The 11,406-nt window shown below is 69.9% G+C and carries 8 protein-coding genes and 1 pseudogene; 7 read left to right on the forward strand and 2 right to left on the reverse strand.

Translation table 11 applies throughout. From position 1 onward, the window contains the following. The first annotated feature begins 18 nt into the window (after positions 1 to 18). From Q0747_RS11960 to treZ, 4 genes are all read left to right on the forward strand, one after another. The gene (locus tag Q0747_RS11960) at positions 19 to 1,572 is read left to right on the forward strand and encodes a bifunctional ADP-dependent NAD(P)H-hydrate dehydratase/NAD(P)H-hydrate epimerase (RefSeq protein WP_298254918.1); all 1,554 of its coding nucleotides are present in this window, start codon (positions 19 to 21) and stop codon (positions 1,570 to 1,572) included. Positions 1,573 to 1,710: 138 nt separating this feature from the next. Further along, positions 1,711 to 3,897: a glycogen debranching protein GlgX gene (gene glgX / locus Q0747_RS11965; RefSeq protein ID WP_298254920.1), complete on the forward strand. Its 2,187-nt coding sequence runs from the start codon at positions 1,711 to 1,713 to the stop codon at positions 3,895 to 3,897. Positions 3,898 to 3,944: 47 nt separating this feature from the next. Further along, positions 3,945 to 6,257: a malto-oligosyltrehalose synthase gene (gene treY / locus Q0747_RS11970; RefSeq protein WP_298254922.1), complete on the forward strand. Its 2,313-nt coding sequence runs from the start codon at positions 3,945 to 3,947 to the stop codon at positions 6,255 to 6,257. Then, the gene (treZ, locus tag Q0747_RS11975; RefSeq protein ID WP_298254925.1) at positions 6,254 to 8,011 is read left to right on the forward strand and encodes a malto-oligosyltrehalose trehalohydrolase; all 1,758 of its coding nucleotides are present in this window, start codon (positions 6,254 to 6,256) and stop codon (positions 8,009 to 8,011) included. The genes treY and treZ overlap by 4 nt, the downstream gene beginning before the upstream one ends. Here treZ and Q0747_RS11980 read toward each other — a convergent pair whose 3' ends face one another. After that, entirely contained in the window at positions 8,012 to 8,866 is an 855-nt protein-coding gene (locus tag Q0747_RS11980) for an MFS transporter (protein WP_298254927.1), read from the reverse strand. A 75-nt stretch (positions 8,867 to 8,941) separates the two neighbouring features. On the opposite strand from Q0747_RS11980, the gene Q0747_RS11985 reads away from it, so the two are divergent. Continuing rightward, positions 8,942 to 10,081: a hypothetical protein gene (locus Q0747_RS11985; RefSeq protein ID WP_298254940.1), complete on the forward strand. Its 1,140-nt coding sequence runs from the start codon at positions 8,942 to 8,944 to the stop codon at positions 10,079 to 10,081. Between the two features lie 27 nt (positions 10,082 to 10,108). Beyond that, entirely contained in the window at positions 10,109 to 10,285 is a 177-nt protein-coding gene (locus tag Q0747_RS11990; protein ID WP_298254929.1) for a hypothetical protein, read from the forward strand. A gap of 29 nt (positions 10,286 to 10,314) precedes the next feature. Here Q0747_RS11990 and Q0747_RS11995 read toward each other — a convergent pair whose 3' ends face one another. Beyond that, entirely contained in the window at positions 10,315 to 10,776 is a 462-nt protein-coding gene (locus Q0747_RS11995; RefSeq protein WP_298254931.1) for a hypothetical protein, read from the reverse strand. Positions 10,777 to 10,940: 164 nt separating this feature from the next. Between Q0747_RS11995 and Q0747_RS12000 the strand changes: the two are divergent. After that, positions 10,941 to 11,330 (forward strand): annotated as a pseudogene (locus Q0747_RS12000) (aldo/keto reductase); the annotation flags it as partial. Positions 11,331 to 11,406 lie beyond the last annotated feature (76 nt).

Genomic DNA, 11,406 nt, shown 5'->3' on the forward strand with positions numbered 1-11,406 from the left:
GCCGCTAAGCTCGACCATGTGCTTGAAGCCTTTTCCGGGTCCGACGTCCGCGCTGCGGAGGCCCCGTTCCTCGACGCCGGGCAGGGCAATGCCCTGATACAGCGCGCGGCGCACGCCCTGGCTGGCGTCGTCGTGGGCCTGCTGCGCGAGAGCGGTCGCGGTACCTACGGGGCCACCATCGTCGTCCTCGCGGGCAGCGGCAACAACGGGGCGGATGCACTGTACGCGGGGGAGCGCCTGGCGCGCCGCGGTGCGAGCGTCACGGCCCTCGTCCTGGCCGACCGCGTCCACGAGGCATCCCTCCATGCGCTCGAACGCGCCGGGGGCACAGGCGTGAGGGTCGACGACGACGCCGACCCCACCCAGCTCGCGGAGCACACGGCAGCAGCCGACGTCGTCATCGACGGCATCCTCGGTATCGGCGCCGACGGCGGTCTGCGCGGGCGCGCCCTGCGCTTCGTGCAGACCTTCACAGCAGCAGCCGGCCCGCGTGGTACGCGCTCCGCCGTCGTCGTCGCCTGCGATCTGCCGAGCGGGATCGGCGTCGACGACGGTCGGGTGACCGGGCCGGTCCTCGCCGCCGACGCGACCGTCACCTTCGGTGCCCCGAAAGCCGGGCTCCTCCTCGGCGACGGCGCCGCGGCGGCCGGCGAGCTGACCGTGGTGGACCTCGGTCTCGCCCTCCGGACCCGCCCCTCCGTCCGTTCCCTGCTCGACGCGGACGTCGCGGCGCTGATCCGGCGTCCCACCGCGCAGGACCACAAGTACTCGCGCGGCGTGCTGGGCGTCGCCGCGGGGTCCGCCCGCTACCCGGGCGCCGCAGTCCTCGCCGTCGGCGCAGCACTCGCCACGGGCATCGGCATGGTGCGGTACCTCGGACCCGGCGCGGTCGCTGCGCTCGTCCACCAGCGGAGCCCGGAGGCGGTCGCCTCCACCGGCCCCGTCTCCGGTGCGCGGTCCCAGGCCTGGCTCGTCGGCCCGGGAGCCGTGGACGACGACGAGCAGCGGCAGCGCGCCACGGACGCCATCGGGTCGGGCCTGCCCGTGGTGGTCGATGCCGAAGCACTGACCCAGCTGCCGGAGAGGGTCGGACCGCACGTGATCCTGACCCCGCACGCCGGGGAGCTCAGCCGGCTCCTGGCGGCTCGCGGCATCGACGCCGAGCGGGCGGAGATCGAGGCGGAACCGGCGCGGTACGCGCTGCAGGCAGCGGAGGCCACGGGAGCGACGGTGCTGCTCAAGGGATTCGCCACCACGGTCGCCGCGCCCTCGGGTGCACTCTTCGTGCAGCGGGACGCCACCCCCTGGCTCGCCGCGGCGGGGTCCGGCGACACCCTGTCGGGTATCGTCGGAGCCCTGGCCGCGAGCCTCGCCGAGGACGACCGGGCAGCGGATCGGGCGGGCGTGGCCCGCGAGGACCTGTGGGCGGTCGTGGCGGCCGCCGGGGCCCTGATCCACGGGCGGGCCGGCCGGAGGGCAGCGGCGCGGGGACCCGTCGTCGTGTCCGAACTCCCGGCCGACATCGGCCCGGTCATCGCAGACCTCCTCGAGGAGCGTCGCCCGGCCATGTGAGCCGCGCGCGGTGCCAGGGCCCTGACCTGAATACGCTAGACACGGATCAATCGGCCGCGGCACCAGTCCGCGAAGCCGACGAGCACATCCGCGGGCGCCCATCGGGGCGTCCGCAGCAGAGAACACCAAGGAGACCTGATGGAATTATGGCCCGGCGACGCGTATCCCCTGGGAGCGACCTATGACGGCACGGGAACGAACTTCGCGCTGTACAGCGAGATCGCGGACCTCGTGGTCCTGTGCCTGTTCGACGACGACGGCACCGAGACGCAGGTGGAGCTCAAGGAGGTGGACGGGTACGTCTGGCACGGCTACCTGCCGCACGTGACGCCCGGGCAGAAGTACGGCTACCGCGTCCACGGACCGAACAACCCGTCCGAGGGGCACCGCTGCAACCCGAACAAGCTGCTGCTCGATCCCTACGCGAAGGCCATCTCCGGCGACCTCGACTGGGACCAGGCACTCTTCGGCTACAACTTCGGCGACGAGCACTCCGTCAACAACGAGGACTCCGCCGCGCACATGATGCTCGGCGTCGTCGTGAACCCTTTCTTCAACTGGGACGGCGACCGCATGCCGCGGACGCCCTACCACCAGTCCGTGATCTACGAGGCGCACGTGAAGGGCCTCACGCAGTTGCATCCGGACGTGCCCGAGGAACAGCGCGGCACGTACGCCGGTATCTCCCACCCCTCGGTGATCGCCCACCTGCAGAAGCTCGGTGTCACGGCGATCGAACTCATGCCCGTGCACCAGTTCGTCAACGACAGCACCCTGCAGGAGCAGGGCCTGTCGAACTACTGGGGCTACAACACCATCGGTTTCTTCGCCCCGCACAACAAGTACAACTCCTCGGGCGACCAGGGCGAGCAGGTGCAGGAGTTCAAGGCCATGGTCCGGGAGCTGCACCTGGCGGGCATCGAGGTCATCCTCGACGTGGTGTACAACCACACGGCCGAGGGGAACCATATGGGGCCGACCATCTCCATGCGCGGCATCGACAACGTGTCCTACTACCGTCTGGTGGAGGACGACAAGCAGTACTACATGGACACCACCGGCACGGGGAACTCGCTCAACGTCGGGAACCCGCACTCCCTGCAGCTGCTCATGGACTCGCTGCGCTACTGGGTCACGGAGATGCACGTGGACGGCTTCCGCTTCGATCTCGCCTCGGCCCTCGCGCGGGAGTTCTACGAGGTGGACCGACTCTCGGCGTTCTTCGAACTCGTGCAGCAGGATCCCATCGTCTCGCAGGTCAAGCTCATCGCCGAGCCCTGGGACGTGGGTCCCGGCGGCTACCAGGTGGGCAACTTCCCGCCGCAGTGGACCGAGTGGAACGGCAAGTACCGCGACACGGTCCGCGACTTCTGGCGGGGGGAGCCCTCGAGCATCGGCGAGTTCGCCTCCCGCCTCACCGGCTCGGCCGACCTGTACGAGCACTCGATGCGCCGCCCCGTCGCCTCGATCAACTTCGTCACGGCACACGACGGCTTCACGCTGCGTGACCTCGTCTCCTACAACGAGAAGCACAACGAGGCCAACGGCGAGGACAACAACGACGGCGAGTCGCACAACCGCTCCTGGAACGGCGGTGTCGAGGGCCCCACGGACGATCCCGAGGTGCTCGCCATCCGCGCCCGGCAGCAGCGCAACTTCATCGCGACCCTGCTGCTCTCGCAGGGAGTCCCCATGCTGCTGCACGGTGACGAACTGGGACGCACGCAGGAGGGCAACAACAACACCTACGCCCAGGACTCCGAGCTCAGCTGGGTGCACTGGGACAAGATGGACCAGCCACTGCTGGAATTCACGGCCGCGGTCAACCGGTTGCGCTCGGAGCACCCCACCTTCCGCAGGCGCAGATTCTTCGACGGGCGTCCCGTCCGGCGCGGCGAGGGCGAGGCGCTGCCGGACATCGTCTGGCTCGACACGTCCGGGGAACTCATGGCCCCGGAGGACTGGGACAGCGGGTTCGGCCGGTCCATCGGCGTGTTCCTCAACGGCCAGGGCATCCAGGGACGCGACGCGCGTGGCCAGCGGATCATCGACGCCAACTTCCTGCTGTACTTCAACGCCCATGACGAGCCGGTGGACTTCACCGTGCCGTCGGAGGAGTACGGCCGGACGTGGGACGAGGTGATCGACACGGCCGGCAAGTACGCGGACAGCGAGGCCATCCCGGCGGGAGCCACCCTCGCGGTCGAGGCCAAGTCGATGGTGGTGCTGAGGACGCACTCCAAGGTCGACGACCTCGACCACTCGGTCGCCGCGTCGCTGGCCATCCTCGCCAACGAGGTCGGGGACAAGACCGGCGCCCCCTGAGCACCACCCACCGGCACGCCCACCCACAGTCCGAGGAGGACCCCCACGTGTTGACACCGACATCGACGTATCGGCTGCAGATCCGCAACGAGTTCGACCTGCACGAAGCAGCAGCCCTCGTGCCGTACCTGCATGATCTCGGAGTGGACTGGGTGTACCTCTCGCCGATCCTGACGGCCGAGGAGGGCTCCGATCACGGCTACGACATGACGGATCCCTCCGCAGTCGACCCGGCGCGCGGCGGTCCGGACGGCCTCGCGGCGCTCAGCGAGGCCGCCCGGGCCGCGGGCATGGGTGTGCTGGTGGACATCGTCCCCAACCACATGGGCGTCCAGACACCCGTCGACAACGCCTGGTGGTGGCAGCTCCTGCAGGAGGGGCGCGGATCGCGCATGGCGGAGGCGTTCGACGTCGACTGGGACGCCGGTGCGGGCCGGATCCGCATCCCGGTGCTCGGCGACGGCGAGGACGAGCTGGACCGGCTCAGCCTCGTGGACGGCGAGCTGCGCTACTACGACAACCGGTTCCCCCTCGCCGAGGGCTCCGCCCGTCCGGGGGACTCGGCGGCCGAGGTGCACGCCCGCCAGCACTACGAACTCGTCAACTGGCGCCGTGCGGACTCCGAGCTGAACTACCGCCGGTTCTTCGGCGTCAACACCCTCGCCGGGCTGCGCGTCGAGGTGCCGTGGGTGTTCGAGGAGAGCCACGCGGAGGTGAAGCGGTGGTTCGACGACGGTCTCGTCGACGGTCTGCGCGTCGACCACCCGGATGGCCTGGCCGACCCCGAGGGCTATCTCCGGGATCTCCGGGATCTGACCGGGGGAGCCTACGTCCTCGTGGAGAAGATCCTCGAGCCGGGGGAGACGCTGCCCGCGGAGTGGGACACGGCGGGTACCACGGGGTACGACGCGCTCGCGGACCTCGACCGACTGTTCACCGATCCGGCCGGGGAGCACGCGCTCACCGGATCCGTACCGGTCGATCCCTTCCACGAGATGATCCACCGCACCAAGCGTGGGATCGCGGACGGGATCCTCCGCTCCGAGGTGCTGCGCCTCGCGCGGCTCGTGCCGGCCGACGCCGGGCTCGACGCCGACGTCGCAGCCGATGCGATCGCCGAACTGCTCACGTGCTTCCCCGTCTACCGCAGTTACCTCCCCGGTGGCGCCCAGTACCTCGCGGACGCCGTGCGCGACGCCCGGATCAGGCGTCCGGACCTCTCCGACGCCATCTCGACACTGCACCCGCTCCTGAACCCCTTCCTGGGCGGGGCCGAGGAGCTCCCGGAGCTCCCGCGCCGCTTCCAGCAGACCTCCGGGATGGTGATGGCCAAGGGCGTCGAGGACACCGCCTTCTACCGGTACTCGCGTCTCGTCTCACTCAACGAGGTGGGCGGGGACCCGAGCATCTTCTCGATCGAGCCGCTGGAGCTGCACCGGCGGCTGCTCGAGCGGCAGACCGCGAACCCGCAGGCCATGACCACCCTCAGCACCCACGACACGAAGCGCAGCGAGGACACCCGGGCACGCATCTCCGTCCTGTCCGAACTCGCGGAGGACTGGGTCGGGATCGTCGGCCGGCTGGAGGAACTCGCGCCCATCGGCGACGCCACCTTCGCCCCCCTGCTGTGGCAGTCCCTGATCGGCGCCTGGCCGCTGAGCCGGGAGCGCGCCCATGCCTACGCCGAGAAGGCCTCCCGCGAAGCGGATCTCAGCACGCACTGGACCGCACCGGACGAGGCCTTCGAGCGCGGCATGCACGCCGCGGTGGACGCAGCGTTCGACGACGCCGCCGTGGCGGCGCTCGTCGCGGGGACGGTCGAGCGCATCCGGGACGCGGGGTGGTCCACCTCGCTGGCCCAGAAGCTGATGCAGCTGACCATGCCCGGTGTGCCCGACGTCTACCAGGGCACCGAGTTCTGGGACACCTCCCTCGTGGACCCGGACAATCGCCGCGAGGTGGACTACGAGGCACGCCGGAAGGTGCTGACGGACATCGACTTCGGGGCGCTCCCCGAGGTGGGCCCCGGCGCGGAGGCCAAGCTGCTGGTCGTCTCGCGCGCCCTGAAGCTGCGCCGCGACCGTCCCGAACTGTTCACGGGATACACCGCGATCACGGGCTCGGGCGCCGCCGCGGACCACGTCTTCGCCTTCGATCGCGGCGGTGCCATCACGCTCGTCACGCGGTTGCCCTACGGCCTCGCCCGACGCGGCGGCTGGGAGGGGACCACGCTCGAGCTGCCCGCCGGGACCTACACGTGTGCGCTCACCGGCGCCACGGTGAACGGCGGCACCGTGCAGGCCGCTGAGATCTTCGCCACCTTCCCCGCCGCACTACTGGTCCAGGAGGACGCAGCATGAAAAATGCCTTCGATGTCTGGGCGCCGCGCGCCGAAACACTGACCCTGATCGCCGACGGCGCCGAGTACCCGATGACACGGCAAGAGAGCCACTGGTGGAGCGCCGACCGGGCCCCGGAACAGGCGTCGTCATCGGACGTGGCCTACGGGTACCTGGTGGACGGCTCCGACACCCCGGTGCCGGATCCCCGGTCGCGCCGGCAACCCGACGGCGTCCACGGTCTCTCGCGCACCTTCGATCCTGCGGCCCATGCCTGGCAGGACGGCTCCTGGGTCTCGCCGGGGCTCGACGGCGGCGTCATCTACGAGATGCACCTGGGCACCTTCACGCCCGAGGGGACCCTGGACGCCGCGATCGACAGGCTCGGCTACCTCGTGGACCTCGGCGTGCAGTACGTGGAACTGCTGCCCGTCAACGCGTTCAACGGCACCCACAACTGGGGCTACGACGGCGTCCTGTGGTACGCCGTGCAGGAGACGTACGGCGGCCCGGCGGCCTACCAGCGGTTCGTCGACGCGGCCCACCGACGCGGCCTCGGCGTCATCCAGGACGTGGTGTACAACCACCTCGGCCCGAGCGGCAACTACCTGGGGCTCTTCGGCCCGTATCTGACCGAGGGCAAGTCCAACACCTGGGGCGACTCGCTGAACCTCGACGGCCCGCAGTCGGACGAGGTGCGCGAGTACGTCGTCGACAATCTGCTGATGTGGTTCCGCGACTACCACGTGGACGGCCTGCGGCTGGATGCGGTGCACGCCCTCCACGACGAGCGCGCCGTCCACATCCTGGAGGAGTTCGGTGCCCGCACCGACCAGTGCGCCGCCGAGCTGGGCAAGCCCCTGTTCCTCATCGCCGAGTCGGACCTCAACGATCCCCGCCTCATCGAGCCCCGCAGCGCGGGCGGGTACGGACTCGCCGGGCAGTGGAGCGACGACTTCCATCACGCGGTGCACGTGAATCTGACGGGGGAGACCGACGGCTACTACCTCGACTTCGACTCGGTCGGGGCGCTCGCGAAGGTCCTCGAGGACGGCTTCTTCCACAACGGGACCTACTCGTCCTTCAGGGAACGCCACCATGGCCGGGAGATCGATGCGGCGACGGTGAGCCCGCTGCAGCTCGTGGTCTGCACGCAGAACCACGACCAGATCGGCAACCGGGCCGCGGGGGATCGCCTCAGTGCCCTGCTGACCCCGGCCCAGCTCGCGCAGGCCGCGGTCCTGAACATCCTCGGCCCCTTCACGCCGATGCTGTTCATGGGGGAGGAGTACGGCGCATCGACCCCGTGGCCGTTCTTCACCTCCCATCCGGAGCCGGAACTGGGCACTGCGACGGCTGAGGGCCGGCTGAGGGAGTTCGAGCGGATGGGCTGGCGCCCCGAGGACGTCCCCAACCCGCAGGACCCGGCGACGTTCGCCTCGGCCAAGCTGGACTGGGCCGAGCTGGACCAGGGACACCACGCGGAACTGCTCTCCACCTACCGGGACCTCATCCGGCTGCGGGCGGAACGCCCCGATCTGCGCGAGGCCGATTTCGGCAGCATCGCGGTGGAGTTCGACGAGGAGGACCGCTGGATCCTCCTGCGGCGCGCCGGCACCGTCGTGGTGCTGAACCTCGGCACGTCGAGGCGCACGGTGTCGCTGCCGGGCGCGGCGGCCGAGGTGCTCCTGTCCACCGTGGACGGCGTGGAACTCGCCGACGGCAGGGTCCACCTGCCGGCCCACGCAGCGGTGGTCCTGGCGCAGACCCGCTGATCAGCGGCGGGACACCTCCGGCAGCCGGGCGCCGGCGGTGCTGTCGCCCGAGAAGCCGGGCAGGGACACGATCACCACCAGCACGACGATGATCGCCGAGGCCGTCCCGGCCCCCGCGGTCATCAGGGCCCGGCTGGAGCTGTCCGCGAGCCGGCCGAAGATGCGCCCTCCCAGCAGTGCAGCGAGGCCGGAAGCGATGACGAAACCTCCCAGGCCGGCGAGGCCGTCCGTCCCGGAACGGACGGAGAGGGCCACCACGAAGGGCGGGCTCAGCGCGGAGACCAGGAGGAAGCTGCGTACGACGACGAAGTGCCGGAAGTCGCGGTCCTCACGCAGCAGGGCGGACGTCCGTGCGAACCACCCCTGTCCGTCCCCGGGCTCACGGGTGGGCTGCTCCTGGCCCGCGGGCTCGCGGATACCGCTGTAGAGGACGGCCACCACGACCCAGAGCGCGGCGCCGCCGGCCAGCAGCCAGGCGAGCCGGCCGGCGTCCACGTCCCGGTCGCCGAGGAACCGGATGCCCAGTCCCAGGGTGATGGCCACCAGTCCCGACGCGGTCGTGGCCAGCCCGTTGATCCGCCCTCGCGTCCCCTTGGCCACCGTGCGGCCCTGGACATCCTTGGAGGAGATGGAGCACAGGCACCTGCCCAGCGACAAGACCGCCAGCAGGGCCACGATGGTGAGCCCGGCGCTCAGGCCGCTGCCGAGGGCTGCGGCCACTGCCATCAGCGCCACGGCGGCAGCCTGGACCAGCGCCCCGATGACGAAGACCCACTTCCGGTGCCGCACGCGCAGGACCAGGGGTGTCAGGAACGCCTGCGGCGACGAAGGACCTTCTGCTCTGGACGGCGGCACCGATCCGGGGTTGGGTGGGAGACGACAGGTAGGCCCGGACTCCGGGCAGCCAGCGAAGAGGAGAACACAGTGGACATGATGACCGGTGCCGATCTACCCCTCCTGACCGAGGCCGATCCGGCTGCAGTGCAGATCTCGATGTTCATGCCCACCCACCGGTCCGGCGATGAATCCAGGGCCGACCAGTTGCGCTGGAAGAATCTGCTCGGTGCGGTCCGCGACAGGCTCTCGGAGCGGCTGAAGGGCAAGGAGCTGGACGAGCTGCTCGCCCCGGCGCAGGCACTGCAGGAGGACTCCTGGCAGTGGCAGCACATGCGCGACGGTGTGGCACTGTTCATGCGTCCGGGGTGGTACCGCAGCTACAGCGTGCCTGCGGCTGTCCCCGAGCTCGCCACGATCGGCGATCGCCTGGTCCTCGGACCGGCACTGAGACTCCTCACGGGCAACGAGCAGTTCCTCCTGCTGGCCCTCAGTCAACAGGACACACGACTGTTCCGGGCCGACCGCCACGGGATCGATGCCGTCGACCTGCACGAGGTGCCGACATCCCTCCGCGAGGTCGTGGGCGATCCGGAGCCACGGTCCGACACGCTGACCCGGCCCGCCGCGGCCGGCGCGGGGGCCGCGGTGTTCTTCGGCCACGGTGCCTCGGACAAGGACTTCAAGAAGGACGAGATGGTGAGCTTCCTGCGGGATCTGGCTGCGGGCCTGCGCACCGAGCTCGAGGACGACGGGACCAGGATGGTGCTCGCCGGTCTGGAGCCCATCGTGAGCGCCTACCGCGGCATCTCGGAGTACCAGCACGTCCTGGACGAGGCCGTGCTCCGCAACCCTGACCCACTCTCGAAGCTGGAGCTGCACGAGCTCGCGTGGCCGATCATCGAGCAGCAGCTGAGCGACGAGAGGTCCCGGCTGGTCGGGCAGTTCCGGGAGCTCCAGGGCACCGGGCGGGCGTCGAGCGACCCCGACGAGGTCCACGAAGCGGCGGTCAACGGCCGGGTGGAGACCCTGTTCGTCCAGGCCGACCCGTGGTGCTGGGAGCAGGAGACCGGTGATCCGCACGCCATCGTGATGCTGGGCGAGGACCAGCGCTACGCGGCGTGCGAGCAGATCGAGGCGGCTGCGGTCGCCACGATGAACAACGGAGGACTTGTCCATGCGACGTCGGACGGCGTCGACGCCGACAGCAGCGTGGCGGCCGTCTTCCGCTACTGAACGGACGAACGGCGACAGGAGAGGGACATGCCGAAGATCATCGATTCGATCTCAGCACTGCTGGGCGGGCGCAAACCCGTCACGCGTGAGGAAGCGGCGGAGATCGCGGACTGGGTGGGGGAGGGCGGAGCGCCCGATCCCGACGGTCCGCCCCGGGTCGTCGATCGAACGAACGACGAGGTCCGGCGCCGGAAGGACCGGTAGGACCCTCGACCCGCACCGTCGGCCCGGCGTCACTCCGGGACGTAGGGCCTGTACTGCTCGAGTGTCCCGTCGAGCACCGGCACGAGCAGATCGATGGTCTCGCCTCCGGACTCGGCGGTGACGGTCGTGTTCGCTCCCGGAGCGTCGCCCACGGTCTCGAAGATGGTCTCGTTGTGCAGCAGGGAGAACTGCTCCCCGGCGGCCACGGTGATCACCACCTCGTCGTCGGCATCGGAGATGGTCACCTCGACCGACTGGTCGGATTCATTGTCCAGGGTCCCGAGGAGGCGTGCGGGCTCTCCCTCGGCGGAGGAGACCAGCAGGACACTCAGGAGATCGACGGAGCCGACCGACCCGTTCTCCCCGACCGCGATCGCTCCGTTGTCCTGGTCCCCGGGGGACGAACAGGACGTCAGGGAGGTCAGCAGGAGGGCGGCGGCGGCCAGCGTCCACCCGAGGGGCCGGGAAGGGGAACTCAGCAGTGACATCATGGTCCTTCTGGAACTGGGAGTCGGAACGGGTGCTCCGGCAGGAACTGACCACAGTAATCCATCGACCACAGGGCTGCCCGGGCCGCCGGAGCGGTGGCCGTCCATACTTACGACACCAGTGCCCGGTGATGAATGACAACCCCCGGCCCGCCTAGGATGAGGAAATGACCTACCATCCTGCCGACAACCGCTACGAGAAGCTGCCCTATCGACGCGTAGGGCGCAGCGGGCTGCACCTGCCTGCCGTCTCCCTCGGGCTGTGGCACAACTTCGGTGACGACAGGGCTTTCGCGACGCAGCGCGACATCCTGCGCCGGGCCTTCGATCTCGGGGTGACGCACTTCGATCTCGCGAACAACTACGGACCGCCCTACGGCAGTGCGGAGACGAACTTCGGACGCCACCTCAGGGACGACTTCCGGCCCTTCCGCGACGAGCTCGTCATCTCGAGCAAGGCCGGGTACGACATGTGGCCGGGACCGTACGGCGACTTCGGCTCCCGCAAGTACCTGCTCGCCAGCCTCGACCAGTCCCTCGAGCGCCTGGGTCTGGACTAGGGCGTGTCTCCTAACCGTTTGAGCCAGAGGGTGATCGCCCGCAGGACGGCCCCACCTCGGTAGGTGAGGGCGA

The sequence above is a fragment of the uncultured Arthrobacter sp. genome, assembly GCF_947493765.1.
Classification (GTDB): Bacteria; Actinomycetota; Actinomycetes; order Actinomycetales; family Micrococcaceae; genus Arthrobacter_D.

Bases quoted from the DNA above. Each gene is read 5' to 3' on its own strand.
- glgX (WP_298254920.1), top strand. From the start codon at position 1,711: ATGGAATTATGGCCCGGCGACGCGTATCCCCTGGGAGCGACCTATGAC.
- treZ (WP_298254925.1), top strand. From the start codon at position 6,254: ATGAAAAATGCCTTCGATGTCTGGGCGCCGCGCGCCGAAACACTGACC.
- Q0747_RS11985 (WP_298254940.1), top strand. From the start codon at position 8,942: ATGATGACCGGTGCCGATCTACCCCTCCTGACCGAGGCCGATCCGGCT.
- Q0747_RS11990 (WP_298254929.1), top strand. From the start codon at position 10,109: ATGCCGAAGATCATCGATTCGATCTCAGCACTGCTGGGCGGGCGCAAA.
- Q0747_RS11995 (WP_298254931.1), bottom strand. From the start codon at position 10,776: ATGATGTCACTGCTGAGTTCCCCTTCCCGGCCCCTCGGGTGGACGCTG.